Below are 19,903 nucleotides of genomic sequence, written 5' to 3' on the forward strand. Positions count from 1 at the left end.
CTGCCCGACACGCGTGCGTGACTTCGGCGGGTCCGCCCTTGCCGGGGCCGTACCTCACGGCCGTACACTGACCCTTTGGTAGCTGGCACTCGCCCGTGGTGAGTGCCAGGCAAGGGGGCTCGGCGGGGCTCGACGCGACGTATGACAGCTGGAGGTGTGCGCGATGCTCAGTGAACGCAGGCTCGAGGTGCTCCGCGCCATCGTCCACGACTACGTAGGCACCGAGGAGCCGGTCGGTTCCAAGGCGCTGACGGAGCGGCACAGTCTCGGGGTCTCCCCGGCGACGGTCCGCAACGACATGGCCGCGCTGGAGGAGGAGGGGTTCATCGCCCAGCCGCACACCAGCGCGGGGCGCATCCCGACGGACAAGGGCTACCGCCTCTTCGTCGACAAGCTCGCGGGCGTCAAGCCGATGACCGCGCCGGAGCGCAGGGCCATCCAGAACTTCCTCGACGGCGCCGTCGACCTCGACGACGTCGTGGGGCGCACGGTGCGGCTGCTCGCGCAGCTGACCCGGCAGGTCGCGGTCGTGCAGTACCCGTCGCTCACGCGGTCGACGGTGCGGCACGTGGAGCTGCTCTCGCTGGCTCCCGCCCGGCTGATGCTCGTACTGATCACGGACACGGGCCGGGTCGAGCAGCGCATGATCGACTGCCCGGCGCCGTTCGGCGAGACCTCGCTCGCCGATCTGCGGGCCAGGCTCAACAGCAGGGTCGCGGGACGCCGCTTCGCGGACGTGCCGCAGCTGGTGCAGGACCTGCCCGAGGCCTTCGAGGCCGAGGACCGCGGCACCGTCGCGACCGTCCTGTCCACCCTCCTCGAAACACTCGTGGAGGAGACCGAGGAGCGGCTGATGATCGGCGGAACCGCCAATCTCACCCGCTTCGGACATGATTTTCCCCTCACCATCCGGCCCGTCCTCGAGGCCCTGGAGGAGCAGGTCGTGCTCCTCAAGTTGCTTGGTGAGGTGCAGGATTCGGGCATGGCCGTACGGATCGGTCATGAGAACGCCCATGAGGGCCTCAGCTCCACGTCCGTGGTCTCGGTCGGCTACGGTTCGGGCAGCGAGGCAGTAGCCAAACTCGGCGTGGTCGGACCGACCCGCATGGACTATCCGGGAACGATGGGAGCAGTACGCGCAGTGGCACGTTACGTCGGACAGATCCTGGCGGAGTCGTAAGTGGCCACGGACTACTACGCCGTACTCGGCGTGCGCCGCGACGCTTCCCAGGACGAGATCAAGAAGGCCTTCCGGAGGCTGGCGCGAGAGCTTCACCCGGATGTGAATCCGGATCCGAAGACTCAAGAGCGCTTCAAGGAGATCAACGCCGCGTACGAGGTGTTGTCGGACCCGCAGAAGAAGCAGGTCTACGACCTCGGCGGTGACCCGCTGTCCCAGGCGGGCGGCGGCGGTGCGGGCGGTTTCGGGGCCGGTGGCTTCGGCAACTTCTCGGACATCATGGACGCGTTCTTCGGTACGGCGTCGCAGCGTGGCCCCCGGTCGCGCACGCGCCGCGGCCAGGACGCCATGATCCGTCTGGAGATCGACCTCAACGAGGCCGCCTTCGGCACCACCAAGGACATCCAGGTCGACACGGCCGTGGTCTGTACGACCTGCAGTGGGGAAGGTGCCGCTCCCGGTACCTCCGCGCAGACCTGTGACATGTGCCGCGGTCGCGGCGAGGTGTCGCAGGTCACGCGGTCCTTCCTCGGGCAGGTCATGACGTCGCGGCCGTGCCCGCAGTGTCAGGGCTTCGGCACGGTCGTACCCACGCCCTGCCCGGAGTGCGCCGGCGACGGCCGCATCCGGTCGCGGCGGACGCTGACCGTGAAGATCCCCGCGGGTGTCGACAACGGCACCCGGATCCAGCTCGCGGGCGAGGGCGAGGTCGGCCCCGGCGGTGGCCCCGCCGGTGACCTCTACGTCGAGATCCACGAGCTGCCGCACGCCGTCTTCCAGCGGCGCGGGGACGATCTGCACTGCACCGTCACCATCCCGATGACGGCCGCGGCGCTGGGCACGAAGGTGCCGCTGGAGACGCTGGACGGCCTGGAGGAGATCGACATCAGGCCCGGCACGCAGTCGGGGCAGTCGGTTCCGCTGCACGGCCGTGGCGTAACGCATCTGCGGGGTGGGGGGCGTGGTGACCTCATCGTGCACGTGGAGGTCCTGACGCCGACGAAGCTCGATCCCGAGCAGGAGCGGGTGCTGCGGGAGCTTTCGCAGCTGCGTGGGGAGGAGCGGCCCACGGGGCAGTTCCAGCCGGGGCAGCAGGGGCTTTTCTCTCGCCTCAAGGATGCGTTTAACGGGCGGTAGCGCCTTGAGCCGTGCGTTGGCCCCTCGGAGACGGTTCATCCCGTGCCGGGGGGCTTCGGCGTTCTCCTCCCGCGGGTCGTGGGGGTTGCTCGCGCAGTTCCCCGCGCCCCTTACGGGGCACGATGCGCCCAGCCCCCCGCGCCCCTTACGAAGCACGATGCGCCCAGCCCCCGCGCCCCTTACGAAGCACGATGCGCCCAGCCCCCGCGCCCCTTACGGGGCGTGAATTCGGTGGGTTGTGTCGGACGTGGCACGATGCCGTCATGTCCTCCGCACTGACCGATCTCTGCCGCTATCCGATCGTGCAGGCGCCCATGGCGGGTGGCGCCTCGGGGCCGCAGCTGGCTGCCGCCGTCGCCGAGGCCGGTGGGCTCGGGTTCCTCGCCGCCGGGTACAAGACCGCCGACGGGATGTACCAGGAGATCAAACAGCTGCGGGGGCTCACGGCGAAGCCCTTCGGCGTCAACCTCTTCATGCCGCAGCCCGAGTACGCGGACGCCGCCGCTATCGACGTGTACCGCAACCAGCTCGCCGGTGAGGCCACCTGGTACGAGACGCAGCTCGGCGACCCCGACAGCGGGCGCGACGACGGGTACGACGCCAAGCTCGCGATCCTGCTCGACGATCCGGTCCCGCTGGTCTCCTTCACCTTCGGGTGCCCCACCCGCGACGTCTTCGACGCGTTCGCGCGCGTCGGCACCCTCACCGTCGTCACCGTGACCACGCCGGAGGAGGCCCAGACCGCCCAGTGGTCCGGCGCCGACGCCGTGTGCGTGCAGGGCGTCGAGGCGGGCGGCCACCAGGGCACCCACCGGGACAACCCGGAGACCGACGGCGCGGGGATCGGGCTGCTCGCCCTGATCGCGCAGGTCCGCGAGACCGTGCAGATCCCCGTCGTCGCGGCCGGCGGCCTGATGCGCGGCGCGCAGATCGCCGCCGTCCTCGCGGCGGGCGCGGACTCCGCGCAGCTCGGCACGGCGTTCCTCGTCACCCCCGAGTCGGGCGCGAACCCGCTGCACAAGCAGGCCATGACCAACCCGCTGTTCGTGCGCACCGAGCTGACCCGGGCGTTCTCCGGGCGCCCGGCGCGCGGCCTGGTCAACCGCTTCATGCGCGAGCACGGGCCTTACGCCCCCGCCGCCTATCCCCAGGTCCACCACCTCACCAGCGGTCTGCGCAAGGCCGCGGCCAAGGCCGGTGACGCGCAGGGCATGGCGCTCTGGGCGGGGCAGGGCCACCGGCTCGCCCGTGAGCTGCCCGCCGGACAGCTCGTCGAGGTCCTGGTGGCCGAACTGGCCGAGGCACGGGCCGCGCTGGCGTCGGGAGACGAGGCGTGACCGCGCCCGTCTTCGTCGTCGAGCACTTCGACGCGGGCGACGGCGGACGCTACGTACTGGACGGGCCCGAGGGACGGCACGCCGTATCGGTGAAGCGGCTGCACGCCGGTGAGGACGTCGTCCTGACCGACGGCGCGGGGCGCTGGGCGGACTGCGTGGTCCTCGACACCGAGGGCAAGGACCGGCTCGTGGTGAAGATGGACTCCTACTCGGAGGAGCCCGCGGAGTCGCCCCGCATCACCGTCGTACAGGCGCTGCCCAAGGGCGACCGGGGCGAGCTGGCCGTCGAGACCATGACGGAGACCGGCGTGGACGCCGTCGTGCCGTGGACCGCGTCGCGCTGCATCACGCAGTGGAAGGGCGAGCGCGGCCTCAAGGCCCTCGCCAAGTGGCGGGCCACCGCGCGCGAGGCGGGCAAGCAGTCGCGCCGGGTGCGCTTCCCCGAGGTGCTCGACGCGGCGTCCACCAAGCAGGTCGCCGCGCTGCTCGCCGAGGCCGACTTCGCCGCGGTCCTGCACGAGGAGGGCAGCGAGCCGCTGGCCACCGCGGAGCTGCCGGCGAGCGGGCACGTCGTCTTGGTGGTCGGGCCCGAAGGGGGCGTGTCCCCTGACGAGCTGGCGGCCTTCGCGGCGGCGGGCGCGAAGCCGTACCGGCTCGGCCGCAGCGTGCTGCGTACGTCCACGGCGGGCACCGCGGCGACCGCGCTGCTGCTCGGCCGCACGGGCCGTTGGTCCTGACCTGAACCGACCGGGGTGGACAGATGGCCGCAACCGGTCTACCGCCAGGGCGCTCGCGGTGGCACTCTGCCGCCTATGGGGGCATTAAGGCGATTGAGCGGCAGGGGTAGGCGCAAGCGGCGTTCGCTCGTTCTGTTCGCCGTGGCGCTCGGTGGGGCGGCCGCGCTCGGCGTGACCGCGTGCGATCCCGTGGACGGGGAGTTGAACACGTCCGTGGTCGCGCTCACCACCGATGAGATGGGCACCAAGGAGCTGGAGCGGCAGCACGCCGACGTGGCGTGGCTCAGCTGCACCGCGAGCTTCCAGGACCGGGTCACGCCGAGCAGCGGCGGGCCGACCGAGGGCGCCTTGGTGGATGTCGACTGCCAGGGCGAGACCAAGGACGGCAAGGACATCACCATCAAGGGCACGGTGCACGACGTCGTCGACGGGGCGTGCGTCCGCGGCAACCTCACCGCCAAGATCGAGGGCAAGGTGTGGTTCCGCGTCGACGTCCTCGGCAACTGCGAATCCGGCAACGACAACGGCAACGGCAACGAGAACGGCGGTCAGGACGGGGGCCAGCAGCCTTCCAACCCGCCCGCGTCGTACTCGACGCCCTGTACCGAGACCCCGGCCCCGCCGCCCGAACCCACCTGCACCTGCCTGCCGGGCAAGTGAGACCCGGCACCGGCCGGGCGGCCGCGGGGCAAGTGATCAAAAACGCTGCCGGGCCGCCCGAAGCCTGCCTAGGCTGGATGCCGTGACACAGGCAGCGAACTCCGCGTATCTCCGGTATCCGCACATCCACGGCGAGTTGACCGCGTTCACGGCTGAGGACGACGTCTGGGTCGCCCCCCTGGACGGCGGCCGCGCCTGGCGCGTCAGCGCCGACAACATGCCCGTGAGCCACCCGAGGATCTCCCCGGACGGCACGACCGTCGCCTGGGCCTCCACCCGCGACGGCGCGCCCGAGGTGCACATCGCGCCCATCGACGGCGGTCCCGCCAAGAGGCTGACGTACTGGGGCAGTTGGAAGACCGGCGTGCGCGGCTGGACGCCCGACGGGCAGGTCCTCGCGCTGAGCTCGGCCGACCAGGCGTCGATGCGCCGCACCTGGGCGCGTGCCGTGCCGCTCGACGGCGGGCCCGCGGCCACCCTGCCGTACGGCGTCGTGGGCGATGTCGCGCACGGCCCAGACGGACAAGTGCTTCTGCTCTCCGCGCCGATGGGCCGCGAGGCCGCCTGGTGGAAGCGCTACCGGGGCGGCACCGCGGGCAAGTTGTGGATCCGCACGCCGGACGGGGAGCAGGAACAACCCTTCGTACGCCTTCACGAAGAGCTCGAAGGGAACATCGAGTACCCGCTGTGGGTGGGGGAGCGGATCGCGTTCCTCTCCGACCACGAGGGCGTGGGCGCTCTCTACTCCTCGCTGCCCGACGGCTCCGAACTGCGCAGACACACCCCTGTGGACGGCTTCTACGCGCGGCACGCCGCCACCGACGGCACCCGCGTCGTCTACGCGTCCGCCGGTGAACTCTGGCTCCTGGACGACCTGTCGGACGCCGAACCGCGCCGTCTCGACGTCCGCCTCGGCGGGCAGCGCACCGATCTGCAGCCGCACCCCGTCACCGCCGCCCGCTGGTTCGGCGCCGCGGCGCCCGACCACACCGGGCGCGGCAGCGCCGTCTCCGTGCGCGGCTCCGTGCACTGGGTCACGCACCGCGAAGGGCCCGCCCGCGCGCTCGCCGCCACGCACGGCGTGCGCGCCAGGCTGCCCCGCACCTTCCGCGTGGGGGGCGAGCAGCACGTCGTCTGGGTCACCGACGCCGAGGGCGACGAGGCCCTCGAATTCGCCCCGGCCACCGGGACCGCGCCCGGCGCGACGCCCCGCAGGCTCGCCGCCGGACAGCTCGGCCGCGTCCTCGCGCTCGCCATGGCCCCCGACGGCTCCCGCGCCGCCGTCGCCTCGCACGACGGCCGCGTCCTGCTCGTCGAGCGGGAGAGCGGCGAGGTCCGCGAGGTCGACCGCAGCGAGGACGGCGAGGTCAGCGGGCTCGTCTTCTCGCCCGACTCGGCCTGGCTCGCCTGGTCGCACCCGGGCCCGCGCCCGCTGCGCCAGCTCAAGCTCGCCAACACCGCCGACCTCTCGGTCACCGAGGCCACCCCGCTGCGCTTCCGCGACTACGCGCCCGCCTTCACGCTCGACGGCAAGCACCTGGCCTTCCTCTCCGCGCGCGCCTTCGACCCGGTCTACGACGAGCACGTCTTCGACCTGGCGTTCGTCGGCGGCTCGCGGCCGTACCTGATCACGCTCGGCGCGACCACGCCCTCGCCGTTCGGGCCGCAGCGGCACGGCAGGCCCTTCGAGGCACAGGACAGCGCGGGTGCGGAGACCCCGGACAGCGAGGGCGCCCCCGTCACCCGCATCGACTTCGACGGCCTCGCCGACCGCATCGTGCCGTTCCCCGTCGAGGCCGCCCGCTACACCATGCTGCGGGCCGCCAAGGACGGGCTGCTCTGGCTGCGCCACCCGGTGCGCGGCGTGCTCGGCGCATCGCGCGCCACGCCCTCCGACCCGGACCCGAAGACCGAACTGGAGCGGTACGACCTGGCGCAGCACCGCGTCGAGGAACTCGCCGCGGACGCCGACCACTTCGCGGTCACCGGCGACGGCAAGCGGGTGCTCCTGTGGACCGACGGCAAGCTGAAGGTGGTGCCGAGCGACCGGCGCGCCTCCGGCGACGAGGACAGCGACTCGAACATCACCGTCGACCTCTCCCGGGTCCGCCAGACCGTCGACCCGGCCGCCGAGTGGCGCCAGATGTACGACGAGACGGGCCGCCTCATGCGGGACAACTTCTGGCGGCCCGACATGGGCGGCGTCGACTGGGACGGCGTCCTGGAGCGCTACCGCCCCGTGCTCGACCGCGTCGCCACCCACGACGACCTGGTCGACCTGCTGTGGGAGGTGCACGGCGAACTCGGCACCTCGCACGCCTACGTCGTCCCCGGTGGCGGCGGGGGCAGCGCGGCGACCCGGCAGGGACTGCTCGGCGCGGACCTCTCGCGCGGCGACGACGGCCTGTGGCGCGTCGACCGGGTGCTGCCGTCGGAGACGTCCGACCCGGCCGCCCGCTCACCGCTCGCCGCGCCCGGCGTCGCGGTGCGCCCCGGTGACGCGGTGCTCGCGGTCAACGGCAGGCCCGTCGACACGGTGGCGGGCCCCGGGCCGCTCCTCGCGGGCACCGCGGGCAAGCCCGTCGAGCTGACCGTCTCGCCCTCGGGCGGCGGCGATCCGCGGCACGCCGTGGTGATCCCCGTCGACGACGAGGAACCGCTGCGCTACCACGCGTGGGTCGCGGACCGCCGCGCCTACGTGCACGAGCACTCCGACGGCCGCCTCGGCTATCTGCACGTCCCCGACATGCAGGCGCCGGGATGGGCGCAGATCCACCGCGACCTGCGCGTCGAGGTGGCCCGCGAGGGCCTGGTCGTGGACGTCCGCGAGAACCGCGGCGGCCACACCTCGCAGCTCGTCGTGGAGAAGCTGGCGCGCCGCGTCGTCGGCTGGGACCTGCCGCGCGGCTCGCGGGCGCTCAGCTATCCCATGGACGCGCCGCGCGGCCCCGTCGTCGCCGTCGCCAACGAGTTCTCGGGATCCGACGGCGACATCGTGAACGCCGCGATCAAGGCGCTCGGCATCGGGCCCGTGGTGGGCACGCGCACCTGGGGCGGTGTGGTCGGCATCGACAGCCGCTACCACCTGGTGGACGGCACGCTGGTCACGCAGCCGAAGTACGCCTTCTGGTTCGAGGGGTACGAATGGGGCGTCGAGAACCACGGGGTCGACCCCGACGTGGAGGTCGTGACCACCCCGGACGACTACGCGGCGGGGCGCGACCCGCAGTTGGACGAGGCGATCCGCATCGCGCTGGCCGCCCTCGCGGAGAGCCCGGCCCGGTCGGCGCCCGCCGTACCAGGGACCTAGGGGCGGCTGTTCCGTCCGCCCGCAACCGCGGGCGATACGCTTTCGCTCGTACTGATCACTTTTACGGAGGAGGCCGGACCCATGGCGGGCGAACCACAGAGCGACTGCCTGTTCTGCAAGATCGTCGCCGGCGACGTGCCCGCGACCGTCGTGCGGGAGACGGAGACGACCGTCGCCTTCCGCGACATCAACCCGCAGGCGCCGACCCACGTCCTGGTGATCCCCAAGGTGCACTACCCGGACGCCGCCTCGCTCGCCGCCGCCGAGCCGAAGGTCGCCGCCGACGTGCTGCGCGAGGCCGGTGAGGTCGCTCTGGAGGAGAAGTCGGAGAGCTACCGCATCGTCTTCAACACCGGCTCCGGCGCCGGGCAGACCGTCTTCCACGCGCACGCGCACGTCCTGGGCGGCCGTGGCCTCCAGTGGCCTCCCGGATAGCGGGGCAACGCTCCTTGTCCGTACGCGAATTGGTGGTCCTCGGCACCGCGAGCCAAGTCCCCACCAGGCACCGCAACCACAACGGCTACGTCCTGCTCTGGGACGGCCAGGGCATCATGTTCGACCCCGGCGAGGGCACGCAGCGGCAGATGCTGCGCGCCGGGGTCGCCGCCCACGACCTGCACCGGATCTGCGTCACGCACTTCCACGGCGACCACTCCCTCGGTCTCGCGGGCGTCATCCAGCGCATCAACCTCGACCGGGTCCCGCACCCGGTGACCGCCCACTACCCGGCTTCGGGCCAGCGCTTCTTCGACCGGCTCCGGTACGCGACGGCGTACCGCGAGACCGTCTCGCTCACCGAGGCGCCGGTCGCCGCCGACGGGCCGCTGGCCACCGCCCCCTCGTACACCCTCGACGCGATGAAGCTCTCGCACCCCGTCGAGTCGTACGGCTACCGCCTCGTCGAGCCCGACGGGCGCCGCATGCTGCCGGAGCTGCTCGCCGAGCGCGGCATCGCCGGGCCCGACGTGGGGCGGATCCAGCAGCAGGGCAGCCTCGGCGGCGTCACGCTCGACGAGGTCAGCGAGGTGCGGCGCGGGCAGCGGTTCGCCTTCGTGATGGACACCCGGCTCTGCGACGGCGTGCACGCGCTCGCCGAGGGCTGCGACATGCTCGTCATCGAGTCGACCTTCCTCGACGAGGACGAGCAACTCGCTACCGACCATGGGCACTTGACGGCAAGTCAGGCAGCCCGGGTGGCGATCGACGCGGGCGTGCGCCATCTCGTCCTGACGCATTTCAGCCAGCGTTACCCCGACCCGAACGTCTACGAACAGCAGGCCCGCGCCGCCGGGTTCGACGGTGAACTCACCGTCGCCCGCGACCTGTCGCGCGTGCCCCTGCCCAAACGAACCTGAGCACGACCAGAGAACTGAGCGAGACCGCACCATGCCGATCCCCAAGGCCGAACTCCACCTCCACATCGAAGGCACCCTCGAACCCGAGCTCGCCTTCGCCCTCGCCGCGCGCAACGGCGTCGAACTGCCGTACGCGGACACCGAAGAGCTGCGCAAGGCCTACCTCTTCGACGACCTCCAGACCTTCCTGAACCTCTACTACGGCCTGATGGCCGTACTGCGCACCGAGGCCGACTTCGAGGAGCTCGCGGACGCCTACCTCGCGCGCGCCGCCGCACAGGGCGTGCGGCACGCGGAGATCTTCTTCGACCCGCAGGCCCACGTGGTGCGCGGCGTCCCCATCGGCACCGTCATCGAGGGCCTCTCCCGCGCCCTGGAGCGCAGCCAGGAGCGGCACGGCGTCTCCACGCGGCTCATCATGTGCTTCCTGCGCGACCAGTCCGCCGAATCGGCCCTGGAGACCCTCGAGGCGGCGAAGCCGTACCTCGACAGGATCATCGGCGTCGGCCTCGACTCGGCCGAGGTCGGCCACCCGCCCGTCAAGTTCCGCGAGGTCTACGAGGCGGCCGCCGCGCTCGGGCTCCGGCTCGTGGCGCACGCGGGCGAGGAGGGTCCGCCCGCGTACATCACCGAGGCCCTGGACGTCCTGCGGGTCGAGCGCATCGACCACGGTCTGCGCTGCATGGAGGACCCGGAGCTGGTCGAGCGTCTGGCGCGGGACCGGGTGCCGCTGACGCTCTGCCCGCTCTCCAACGTCCGGCTGCGCGCCATCGACGTCCTGGAGGAGCACCCGCTGGCCCGGATGCTCGACGCGGGCCTGATGTGCACGGTCAACTCCGACGACCCGGCGTACTTCGGCGGATACGTCGACGACACCTTCCACGCGGTGCGCGAGGCGCTCGGCATCGACCACGAGCGGCTGCGGACGCTCGCGCGGAACTCCTTCGAGGCGTCCTTCCTCGACCGCGACGCGGCGGACGAGGCGCTGCGGGCGAAGTACCTCGCCGAGGTCGAGGCTTATTCGTTCGACTGATCGCGGGCGGTGGGCTACGGTCCCACTCATGGACACCATCGCGCAGATCTACGGCTGACACGGCCCTCCTGGCCCCCGCCCGCCCTTCGAGGGCCGTGGCGGCGGGCCGCCGTGTCGTCATCCGTAGCTTTCTGTACGCGAAGGAACTCTCATGTCATCCAGCCGACTTCCCCGTCGCCCTGCCCATATCGCCATGATCGGCGTGCCGATGGTCAGCCATGTGCTGCCCGGCCTCGAGGTCATCCGCGAGCTGGCGGCGCGCGGCCACCGCGTGACGTACGCCAATGACCCGGCCACCGCCGCTCTCATCGAGCCGACGGGCGCCGAACTCGTCCCGTACGACTCCACGCTCCCCTTCCGCGACAACATCTGGCCCGACGACCCGATCGAGGCCAGCTCGCTCTTCCTGGACGACGCGATGGCGGTGCTCCCACAGCTCCACGCGGCGTACGACGAGGACCCCGCCGACCTCTATCTCTACGACATCGGTGCCTACGTGGCCCGGGCGCTCGCCGAGGCGCAGGGGCGGCCGCTGGTGCAGCTGTCACCGACCTTCGTGGCCTGGGGCGGCTACCAGGAGGACGTCGCCGCGCACATCGCGCGGCTGCCCGGCGCGGACGTCCTGGAGCGGCGTTTCAAGGAGTGGCTCGCCGGGTGCGGGGCCACCACGCTGGACGTCGCGGAGTTCTCCGGACGCCCGCCGCGGGCGATCGCGACCATCGCACGGGCCATGCAGCCGCACGCCGACACCGTCGACGCCGAACGGATCGACTTCGTGGGGCCGTGCGTCGGCGAGCGCGCCCGGCGGGAGAGCTGGACGCGGCCCGAGGGGGCGGAGAAGGTGCTCCTGGTCTCCCTCGGCTCCTCGTACACCCTGCGGCCGGAGTTCTACCGGGAGTGCGTGGCCGCCTTCGGGGACCTGCCCGGGTGGCACGTGGTGCTGCAGATCGGCAAGCACGTGGATCCTGCGGAGCTTGGCGGTGATCTTCCGGGCAATGTCGAAGTGCGGTCCTGGGTACCGCAGTTGGCGATCCTGGAGCAGGCTGACGCGTTCGTCACCCATGCGGGGATGGGGAGCAGTGGCGAAGGGCTGTTCGCCGGGGTGCCGATGATCGCCGTGCCGCAAGGGGCGGAGCAGCCGATGAACGCGGATCGGCTGGTGGAGCTGGGGGTTGCCCGGCGCGTCGACAACGCCGATGTCACGGGGGAGGTGCTGCGGGCGGCCCTGCTTGAGCTGACGTCGGATCCTGACGTCGCGGTGCGCTGTGCGCGGTTGAAGGCGGAAGCCCGGGGCGAGGGGGGTGCGTCGCGGGCGGCGGACCTGATCGAGGCGGAGCTTTAGCGCTCCGCTGGTAGGCCCGTCTGATCTGCGGGTCCGCTGTGGCTGGGCGCGCAGTTCCCCGCGCCCCTTGCGGAGTTCCCCGCGCCCCTTTGCGCAGTTCCCCGCGCCCCTTACGGGGCGTGGGGAACTGTCCCATTGACGCTGGGGCGTTCTCATACCTAGTCTCCGTTCTCATGTATGGACAGAGTTCCGGCAGTCTCGTCATCGAAGATGTCCGTCTCACGCCCGTCCTCGTCGCCGATCCGCCGCTCCTCAACACCCAGGGCGTTCACCAGCCCTACACCCCGCGCCTGATCATCGAGGTGGTCACGGCCGGTGGCGTGGTGGGGATCGGGGAGACGTACGGCGACGGCAAGTACCTGGAGCTGGCGCGGCCTTTCGCCGAGCGGCTCGTCGGGCGCGAAGTCGCCGATCTGAACGGGCTGTTCACACTCGCGGACGAGGTGGCCGTGGACGGCGCGCGGGTCGACGACTCCGTGGACGTCGGCGGTCTGCGCGGTGTGCAGACCGCCGACAAGCTGCGCCTCTCCGTCGTCTCCGGGTTCGAGGTGGCGTGCCTGGACGCGCTCGGCAAGGCGCTCGGTCTGCCCGTGCACGCGCTGCTCGGCGGCAAGGTGCGGGACGCCGTGGAGTACAGCGCCTACCTCTTCTACAAGTGGGCCGCGCACCCCGGCGCCGAGGACGGCGACTCCTGGGGCGCGGCCGTGGACCCCGCGGGGATCGTCGCGCAGGCACGGCTCTTCGCCGAGCGGTACGGGTTCTCCTCCTTCAAGCTCAAGGGCGGTGTCTTCCCGCCGGACGAGGAGATCGCCGCGATCCGCGCGCTGGCCGACGCGTTCCCCGGGCAGCCGCTGCGGCTCGACCCGAACGGGGCGTGGTCGGTGGAGACTTCGCTGAAGGTCGCCGCCGAGCTCGCGGACGTACTGGAGTACCTGGAGGACCCGGCGCTCGGCACGCCCGCGATGGCCCGGGTCGCGGCGGGCACCTCGGTGCCGCTGGCCACGAACATGTGCGTGACCACCTTCGAGGAGATACCGGAGGCGTTCGCCGCCGGGGCCGTGCAGGTGGTGCTCTCCGACCACCACTACTGGGGCGGTCTTCGGCGCACCCGCGAACTGGCCGCGCTCTGCCGGACCTTCGGGGTCGGCATCTCGATGCACTCCAACACGCACCTGGGCATCAGCCTGGCCGCGATGACGCAGGTGGCGGCGACCGTGCCCGCGCTCGACTTCGCCTGCGACTCGCACTACCCGTGGCAGTCGGAGGACGTGCTGACCACGCGGACGCGGTTCGTGGACGGGCGGGTCGCGGTCACCGACACCCCCGGGCTCGGCGTCGAGCTCGACCGGGACGGGCTCGCCGTCCTGCACGCCCGCTGGCTGGCCGACGAGCACCGCGCGATGCGGGAGCGGGACGACGCCGCGGCGATGCGCGTGGTGGATCCGGAGTGGGTGACTCCGGCGGTGCCGCGCTGGTAACCCCGGGCTCCCCGGAGGATCGTCCGTTACGTTGCCTCCATGGTCGTACCAGCCCAGCCCACCGTCGACCCGCTGAAGGCTGCCCGCAGAGCCGGTGATCCGGACTGCGATGTCTACCTCACCGGCACGGTCTTCCTCGACATCATCTTCACCGGGCTCGATTCCGCGCCGGTGCGCGGGACCGAGTCCTGGGCGCGCGGCATGGGGTCGAGCCCCGGCGGCGTCGCCAACATGGCGACCGCGCTGTCCAGGCTCGGCCTGCACACCTCACTGGCCGCCGCCTTCGGGGACGACCACTACGGGGAGTACTGCTGGGACGCCCTGGAGCAGGGCGAGGGCATCGACCTCGCGACGTCGCGGACCGTGCCGGGCTGGCACTCCCCGGTGACCGTCTCCATGGCGTACGAGGGCGAACGCACCATGGTCAGCCACGGCCACGAGCCGCCGCCGGACGCCGACGCGCCCGACGGCGGGGTCCCGCACCGCCCGCCACGCGCGCGTGCCGCCGTCGCCGCGCTGACGCCGGGCACGCGCGCGCCGTGGATCGCCGAGGCGGCCCGCGGCGGCACGCGGATCTTCGCCGACGTGGGCTGGGACGACACCGGACGGTGGGATCTGGCCGGACTCGCGGACCTGGAGCACTGCGAGGCGTTCCTGCCGAACGCGGCGGAGGCCATGCGCTACACCGGCACCTCCTGCCCCAGGGCGGCCGCGCGGGCGCTGACCGAGCACGTGCCGCTGGCCGTGGTGACCCTCGGTGCGGAGGGCGCGTACGCGGTGGACGGGCGGACCGGCGAGACCGCGGAGGTGCCCGCGATCGAGGTCGAGGCACTCGACCCCACCGGGGCGGGCGACGTCTTCGTCGCGGGCTTCGTCACCGGGACGCTGGCGGGCTGGCCGCTCGCCGACCGCCTCGCCTTCGCCGGGCTCACCGCGGCGCTCTCCGTGCAGGAGTTCGGCGGCTCCCTGTCGGCGCCGGGCTGGGCCGAGGTGGGGGCCTGGTGGCGCACGGTGCGCGAGGTCGACGACCAGGACCCGGTGGCGCTGCGCCGCTACCGCTTCCTGGAGGATCTCCTTCCGGCCGCTGCCCGGCCGTGGCCGCTGCGCCGGGCGGTGCCGACGATCGGTTTCGGCCGCTCGGCCTGAGGCGCGGGCCGCCGGGCCAGGGGGCGAAGGGCCCGGGGAAGGCAAGGTCCGAAAACCTCTCGGTCTTGTCGGTGCCCCGACGTACTCTTGGCACTGCAAGGCTGAGACGCGGCCCCAAGCCCCGCACGAGGAGGATCGAGCGGCCTTCAGAGCCGGCCCATGACTCAGACACCCACAGCTCAGACCCCCGAGCACGGCCAGGCGCGAGCCCACTTCACCGTTCCGGCGAAACATCCGATGGTGACCGTCCTCGGCTCCGGTGACGCCCTGCTGCGCGTCATCGAGACGGCCTTCCCGGCGGCCGACATCCATGTCCGGGGCAATGAGGTCAGCGCCGTGGGCGATGCCCACGAAGTCGCCCTCATCCAACGCCTTTTCGACGAGATGATGCTCGTGCTGCGCACCGGGCAGCCGATGACGGAGGACGCGGTGGAACGCTCGATCGCCATGCTGAGGGCGGACGAGAACGGGGACGGCGCGCCGGAGACCCCGGCCGAGGTCCTCACGCAGAACATCCTTTCGTCCCGCGGCCGCACCATCCGCCCCAAGACCCTGAACCAGAAGCGGTACGTCGACGCGATCGACAAGCACACCATCGTCTTCGGCATCGGTCCCGCGGGCACCGGCAAGACCTACCTGGCCATGGCCAAGGCGGTCCAGGCGCTCCAGTCCAAGCAGGTCAACCGCATCATCCTGACCCGCCCCGCCGTCGAGGCGGGCGAGCGCCTCGGCTTCCTGCCCGGCACGCTCTACGAGAAGATCGACCCCTACCTCCGCCCGTTGTACGACGCGCTGCACGACATGCTCGACCCCGACTCCATCCCCCGCCTGATGGCGGCGGGCACGATCGAGGTCGCCCCGCTGGCGTACATGCGCGGCAGGACGCTGAACGACGCGTTCATCATCCTGGACGAGGCGCAGAACACCAGCGCCGAGCAGATGAAGATGTTCCTCACCCGCCTCGGCTTCGAGTCGAAGATCGTCATCACCGGTGACGTCACCCAGGTCGACCTGCCGGGCGGCACCAAGAGCGGTCTGCGCGAGGTGCAGCAGATCCTCGACGGCGTCGAGGACATCCACTTCTCGCGGCTCACGTCCCACGATGTCGTACGGCACAAGCTGGTCGGCCGTATCGTCGACGCGTACGAGCAGCACGACAGCCGCGACGGGAAGTAGACCAGCACCACCATGTCGATCGACGTCAACAACGAATCCGGAACCGAGGTCGACGAGCAGGCGATCCTCGACATCGCCCGCTACGCCCTCGCGCGGATGCGCATCCACCCGCTCTCCGAGCTCTCGGTGATCGTCGTGGACGCCGACGCCATGGAGCAGCTGCACATCCAGTGGATGGACCTGCCGGGGCCCACGGACGTCATGTCCTTCCCCATGGACGAGCTGCGGCCGCCCCTGAAGGACGACGACGAGCCCCCGCAGGGCCTCCTCGGCGACATCGTGCTCTGCCCCGAGGTCGCCACCCAGCAGGGCAAGGACGCCCCGACGCAGCACTCCATGGACGAGGAGCTCCAGCTCCTGACCGTCCACGGAGTGCTGCACCTGCTCGGGTACGACCACGAGGAGCCCGACGAGAAGGCCGAGATGTTCGGTCTCCAGGCGGCCATCGTCGACGGCTGGCGCGCCGAGAAGGGCCTGACCGGCCCGTCCCCGGCGCCCACCGTCTCGTAGCGCCATGAGTTTGTCGCTGATCGCCGGGGCCGTCGCGCTTGTCGTCGTCGCCTGGCTCGCGGCCTGCGCGGAGGCGGGCATCGCGCGCGTCTCCAGCTTCCGCGCCGACGGCGCGGTCCGCTCCGGGCGGCGCGGCAGCGCGAAGCTCGCGCAGGTCGCCGCCGACCCGACCCGCTATCTCAACGTGGCCCTCCTCGTGCGGGTCGCCTGCGAGATGGCGGCGGCCGCCCTGGTGACGTACGCCTGTCTGCAGGAGTTCGACGAGACCTGGCAGGCCCTCGCGGTCGCCATCGGCGTGATGGTCCTCGTCAGCTACGTCGCCGTGGGCGTGTCACCGCGCACGATCGGCCGCCAGCACCCGCTGAACACGGCGACCGCCGCGGCGTACGTCCTGCTCCCGCTGGCCCGCGTGATGGGCCCGATCCCGCCGCTCCTGATCCTCATCGGCAACGCGCTCACGCCCGGAAAGGGCTTCCGGCGCGGCCCGTTCGCCTCCGAGGCGGAGCTGCGCGCGATGGTCGACCTCGCCGAGAAGGAGTCCCTGATCGAGGACGAGGAGCGGCGCATGGTCCACTCCGTCTTCGAGCTCGGCGACACCCTCGTACGCGAAGTCATGGTGCCGCGCACGGACTTGGTCGCCATCGAGCGTTTCAAGACGATCCGCCAGGCGCTCACCCTCGCCCTGCGCTCCGGCTTCTCGCGCATCCCCGTGACGGGGGAGAGCGAGGACGACGTCGTCGGCATGGTGTACCTGAAGGACCTGGCCCGCAAGACGCACATCAACCGCGACAGCGAGTCGGAGCTGGTGTCGACGGCGATGCGCCCCGCGACCTTCGTGCCCGACACGAAGAACGCGGGCGACCTGCTGCGCGAGATGCAGCAGGAGCGCAACCACGTGGCCGTGGTGATCGACGAGTACGGCGGCACGGCGGGCATCGTGACCATCGAGGACATCCTCGAGGAGATCGTCGGCGAGATCACCGACGAGTACGACCGCGAGCTGCCCCCGGTGGAGGCGCTCGCCGACGGGTGCTACCGCGTCACCGCGCGGCTCGACATCGGCGACCTCGGCGAGCTGTTCGGCCTCGACGAGTTCGACGACGAGGACGTGGAGACGGTCGGCGGACTGCTCGCCAAGGCCCTTGGCCGCGTCCCGATCGCGGACGCGTCGGCGGTCGTGCCGCTGCCCGACGGACGGGCGCTGCGGCTCACCGCGGAGTCCGCGGGGGGCCGCAGGAACAAGATCGTCACTGTGCTCGTGGAGCCCGTGACGTCCGGTGCGGACGAGCACAAGGAGGGGGAGTCCGGGTGACGCCCGACGAGCTGCGGACGTTCTGCCTGTCGTTCAACGACGCGGTGGAGGAGTTCCCCTTCACCCCGGAGACCTCGGTCTTCAAGGTCGCGGGAAAGCTGTTCGCGCTCACCGCGCTGGACCGGCGCCCGCTCACCGTCAACCTCAAGTGCGATCCGGAGATGGCGGTCCAGCTGCGGGCGGCCCATCCGGAGATCGTGCCGGGGTGGCACATGAACAAGCGGCACTGGAACACGGTGACGGTCGACGCGGGGCTGCCGGACCGACACGTGCGCGAACTCATCGAAGATTCGTACGACTTGGTGGTGGCAGGACTGCCACGGGCGGAGCGGTTGCGGCTCGACCGGCCCTGAGGGGCGCGCGGTACGGAGCACGCGCTTGGCAGAGTGTCCCAACAGCCCCTCGCCATCGGGGTGGCGGGGCGGCAGAATGGAAGCACCGGCGGATCCCGAACGATCCCACTCCGGGCTGCCGGGCAAGGGAACTCGGAGTGGAAACGTCTGTGCGAAGGCGTCCGCCGCATCCTGGCCCCGACCCTCAGGTCGGGGTCAGTCCTTTTTCACACGTGGGTCCCGGTTCATATGTGGGGGAGCACCCATCGGTCGACGATCTCCTGGATCGCGACGAGGACACTGGCCCACTGGGCTGCTACAGCGGCCCATTCGGTCCACATGCGGCTGGTGCGGCGCCCGTCCGGCTTCTCCGCCATCGGGCTGATCTCCTTCCTGGTCCACGCTGTCGTGGATACCGCGGCGATCCACGAACGGGTGGCGCCAGGAAGGGGGAATCCGGTGGCTCGTGAGCACTCGTTGGAGTGAGTCCGCGCCGCGTCGGTTCTCTTCTCAACCCCCTTGCGTCGATGGTCAGTTGAGCAGGCTACCCTCTGCCATAGAGTAACCTGCACATCGCCACGTGGGTAGTGCCCGTCGGATAGCTCGCTGAAGGAAGTCTCGCCATGTGCGATATAGCTTTCCGGGAACTGTCGGCCCGGCTGGTGCCCCGTTCGGCCTTCTGCGGTTGCCGCCGGGCCGAGACCGGGGTCTGGTGGCCGTGGCGTGAACTCTCTTCCCGGAAGGTCTCGATGGGTAAGGTACTGGTCTGCTATGTTGCATCTCGCACGGTCCGCTTGGGGGTGGAGCCATCATGAACGTGCCGAGTGCAGCACTTCAGCGGCTGCGACTGCGCACCGAGCTCCGTAAGGCGCGGACCGCTGCGCGTCTCACACAGCGCCAAGTCGCCCTGAAAATGGAGTGGAGCCCCTCCAAGCTGATCCGGATCGAGTCCGGCGAGGTGGGGATCTCCGTCAATGACCTGAGGCCCCTGCTCGACGCCTACGGCATCCGGGACCGGCGCAAGATCGAGGAGCTGCTCGATCTCGCCCGAGGCAGTCGGCGCATGCCCTTCAGCGAGTACCGCGACCTCTACACCAAAGAGTTCCTGCAGTTCCTCGCCCTGGAGTCCTCGGCATCGATCGTCCGGCACTACGGCGCCCTGCTGATGCCTGGCTCGCTGCAGACCGAGGAGTACGCGCGCGCGATCATGCTCTCGTACGAGAAGGACATCACCGAGGACCGCCTGGAACGCAGCGTGGAAGTCCGCCTCACCCGCCAGGAGTTGCTGACCTCGGGCGGCCGGGAGCTCTTCTACGTACTCGACGAAGCGGTGCTGCGCCGCCACGTAGGCGGGCGCGGGGTGATGCGTGCCCAGCTGGAGCGGCTGGCCGAGCTGGCGGAGCGGCCGGGCGTCACCATCCAGATCCTGCCGTTCAGCGTCGGCGCCCATGCGGGCATTCAAGGGCCCTTCAGCCACTTCGAGTTCCAGGCCGACGAGATGCCGGACTCGCTCTATCTGGAGAACCCGCGCGGCGACTCGTACGTCACCGACGCCCCGGAGGAGACCGGCCGTTACCTGGAGCGGTTCTGGGAGCTCGAGGACCTCGCCATCAAGGACGACATGCCCGCTCTGCTGCGCGCCCTGGCCGTCCGGATGGAAGAGGGCAGCGACGACCTGGAGTCGCTGGTCCGGGATGCCACGCCACAGGAGGTGCCACAGAGCTGACTTCCCCCGGCGCGGGGCGCGCGACCTTGGCGAGAAACGAGTCGTTCATATTCGTATGACGTCCCGTTACTCTGGAAGAGGTGCTGCGTGTCCCTGCACCAGCCGCGCGGGGGAAGCGACGGCTGGCCGCTT

The 19,903-nt window shown here is 71.3% G+C and carries 18 protein-coding genes; 17 read left to right on the forward strand and 1 reads right to left on the reverse strand.

All coding sequences use genetic code 11. The features are described from left to right. Positions 1-163 precede the first annotated feature (163 nt). The 16 genes from hrcA to CP970_RS29185 all read left to right on the forward strand — a co-directional run bounded on the left by hrcA (position 164) and on the right by CP970_RS29185 (position 18,066). Positions 164-1,180: a heat-inducible transcriptional repressor HrcA gene (gene hrcA, locus CP970_RS29110; protein ID WP_055550016.1), complete on the forward strand. Its 1,017-nt coding sequence runs from the start codon at positions 164-166 to the stop codon at positions 1,178-1,180. Then, positions 1,181-2,317 carry a molecular chaperone DnaJ gene (gene dnaJ / locus CP970_RS29115; protein WP_055550014.1) on the forward strand — a complete coding sequence of 379 codons (1,137 nt, stop codon included), beginning with the start codon at positions 1,181-1,183 and terminating at the stop codon, positions 2,315-2,317. 263 nt (positions 2,318-2,580) lie between these two features. Further along, complete coding sequence (locus tag CP970_RS29120; RefSeq protein ID WP_055550012.1) at positions 2,581-3,654, forward strand: nitronate monooxygenase; 1,074 nt, start codon at positions 2,581-2,583, stop codon at positions 3,652-3,654. Then, complete coding sequence (locus tag CP970_RS29125) at positions 3,651-4,391, forward strand: 16S rRNA (uracil(1498)-N(3))-methyltransferase (protein ID WP_055550010.1); 741 nt, start codon at positions 3,651-3,653, stop codon at positions 4,389-4,391. Before CP970_RS29120 ends, CP970_RS29125 begins: the two co-directional genes overlap by 4 nt. A gap of 141 nt (positions 4,392-4,532) precedes the next feature. Further along, positions 4,533-5,051 carry a hypothetical protein gene (locus CP970_RS29130; RefSeq protein ID WP_055550008.1) on the forward strand — a complete coding sequence of 173 codons (519 nt, stop codon included), beginning with the start codon at positions 4,533-4,535 and terminating at the stop codon, positions 5,049-5,051. An 82-nt stretch (positions 5,052-5,133) separates the two neighbouring features. Further along, on the forward strand, positions 5,134-8,361 hold the full coding sequence (locus CP970_RS29135) for a S41 family peptidase (protein ID WP_055550006.1): 3,228 nt from the start codon (positions 5,134-5,136) through the stop codon (positions 8,359-8,361). An 81-nt stretch (positions 8,362-8,442) separates the two neighbouring features. Continuing rightward, entirely contained in the window at positions 8,443-8,796 is a 354-nt protein-coding gene (locus tag CP970_RS29140) for a histidine triad nucleotide-binding protein (protein WP_055550005.1), read from the forward strand. Positions 8,797-8,810: 14 nt separating this feature from the next. Then, positions 8,811-9,716 (forward strand): ribonuclease Z, encoded by a 906-nt coding sequence (locus CP970_RS29145; protein ID WP_055550003.1) that lies wholly within the window; start codon positions 8,811-8,813, stop codon positions 9,714-9,716. A gap of 31 nt (positions 9,717-9,747) precedes the next feature. Then, positions 9,748-10,749: an adenosine deaminase gene (locus CP970_RS29150; RefSeq protein WP_055550001.1), complete on the forward strand. Its 1,002-nt coding sequence runs from the start codon at positions 9,748-9,750 to the stop codon at positions 10,747-10,749. A 151-nt stretch (positions 10,750-10,900) separates the two neighbouring features. Beyond that, a complete protein-coding gene (locus CP970_RS29155; RefSeq protein WP_224058785.1) occupies positions 10,901-12,091 on the forward strand; it encodes a macrolide family glycosyltransferase in 1,191 nt (396 codons plus the stop codon). A 173-nt stretch (positions 12,092-12,264) separates the two neighbouring features. Continuing rightward, complete coding sequence (locus CP970_RS29160; RefSeq protein ID WP_055549998.1) at positions 12,265-13,569, forward strand: glucarate dehydratase family protein; 1,305 nt, start codon at positions 12,265-12,267, stop codon at positions 13,567-13,569. 39 nt (positions 13,570-13,608) lie between these two features. Next, positions 13,609-14,715: a carbohydrate kinase family protein gene (locus CP970_RS29165; RefSeq protein ID WP_055549995.1), complete on the forward strand. Its 1,107-nt coding sequence runs from the start codon at positions 13,609-13,611 to the stop codon at positions 14,713-14,715. A 159-nt stretch (positions 14,716-14,874) separates the two neighbouring features. Further along, on the forward strand, positions 14,875-15,891 hold the full coding sequence (locus CP970_RS29170) for a PhoH family protein (protein ID WP_079043674.1): 1,017 nt from the start codon (positions 14,875-14,877) through the stop codon (positions 15,889-15,891). 12 nt (positions 15,892-15,903) lie between these two features. Then, entirely contained in the window at positions 15,904-16,401 is a 498-nt protein-coding gene (gene ybeY, locus CP970_RS29175; protein WP_055549991.1) for an rRNA maturation RNase YbeY, read from the forward strand. Positions 16,402-16,405: 4 nt separating this feature from the next. After that, entirely contained in the window at positions 16,406-17,713 is a 1,308-nt protein-coding gene (locus CP970_RS29180) for a hemolysin family protein (RefSeq protein WP_055549989.1), read from the forward strand. Then, positions 17,710-18,066: an MmcQ/YjbR family DNA-binding protein gene (locus CP970_RS29185; protein ID WP_055549987.1), complete on the forward strand. Its 357-nt coding sequence runs from the start codon at positions 17,710-17,712 to the stop codon at positions 18,064-18,066. The genes CP970_RS29180 and CP970_RS29185 overlap by 4 nt, the downstream gene beginning before the upstream one ends. A 224-nt stretch (positions 18,067-18,290) precedes the next feature. Here the strand turns inward: CP970_RS29185 and CP970_RS45570 are convergent, their stop codons facing one another. After that, positions 18,291-18,422, reverse strand: coding sequence for a hypothetical protein (locus CP970_RS45570; RefSeq protein WP_263406802.1), 132 nt, complete (start codon positions 18,420-18,422; stop codon positions 18,291-18,293). Positions 18,423-18,856: 434 nt separating this feature from the next. Between CP970_RS45570 and CP970_RS29190 the strand changes: the two genes are divergently transcribed. Next, positions 18,857-19,771: a helix-turn-helix domain-containing protein gene (locus tag CP970_RS29190; protein WP_055549986.1), complete on the forward strand. Its 915-nt coding sequence runs from the start codon at positions 18,857-18,859 to the stop codon at positions 19,769-19,771. Positions 19,772-19,903 lie beyond the last annotated feature (132 nt).

Source organism: Streptomyces kanamyceticus, assembly GCF_008704495.1.
In the GTDB taxonomy this organism is placed as follows: Bacteria; Actinomycetota; Actinomycetes; order Streptomycetales; family Streptomycetaceae; genus Streptomyces; species Streptomyces kanamyceticus.

Bases quoted from the DNA above. Each gene is read 5' to 3' on its own strand.
- CP970_RS29190 (WP_055549986.1), top strand. From the start codon at position 18,857: ATGAACGTGCCGAGTGCAGCACTTCAGCGGCTGCGACTGCGCACCGAG.
- CP970_RS45570 (WP_263406802.1), bottom strand. From the start codon at position 18,422: ATGGCGGAGAAGCCGGACGGGCGCCGCACCAGCCGCATGTGGACCGAA.
- CP970_RS29120 (WP_055550012.1), top strand. From the start codon at position 2,581: ATGTCCTCCGCACTGACCGATCTCTGCCGCTATCCGATCGTGCAGGCG.
- CP970_RS29165 (WP_055549995.1), top strand. From the start codon at position 13,609: ATGGTCGTACCAGCCCAGCCCACCGTCGACCCGCTGAAGGCTGCCCGC.
- CP970_RS29170 (WP_079043674.1), top strand. From the start codon at position 14,875: ATGACTCAGACACCCACAGCTCAGACCCCCGAGCACGGCCAGGCGCGA.
- CP970_RS29180 (WP_055549989.1), top strand. From the start codon at position 16,406: ATGAGTTTGTCGCTGATCGCCGGGGCCGTCGCGCTTGTCGTCGTCGCC.
- CP970_RS29150 (WP_055550001.1), top strand. From the start codon at position 9,748: ATGCCGATCCCCAAGGCCGAACTCCACCTCCACATCGAAGGCACCCTC.
- ybeY (WP_055549991.1), top strand. From the start codon at position 15,904: ATGTCGATCGACGTCAACAACGAATCCGGAACCGAGGTCGACGAGCAG.
- hrcA (WP_055550016.1), top strand. From the start codon at position 164: ATGCTCAGTGAACGCAGGCTCGAGGTGCTCCGCGCCATCGTCCACGAC.
- CP970_RS29140 (WP_055550005.1), top strand. From the start codon at position 8,443: ATGGCGGGCGAACCACAGAGCGACTGCCTGTTCTGCAAGATCGTCGCC.
- CP970_RS29155 (WP_224058785.1), top strand. From the start codon at position 10,901: ATGTCATCCAGCCGACTTCCCCGTCGCCCTGCCCATATCGCCATGATC.
- CP970_RS29160 (WP_055549998.1), top strand. From the start codon at position 12,265: ATGTATGGACAGAGTTCCGGCAGTCTCGTCATCGAAGATGTCCGTCTC.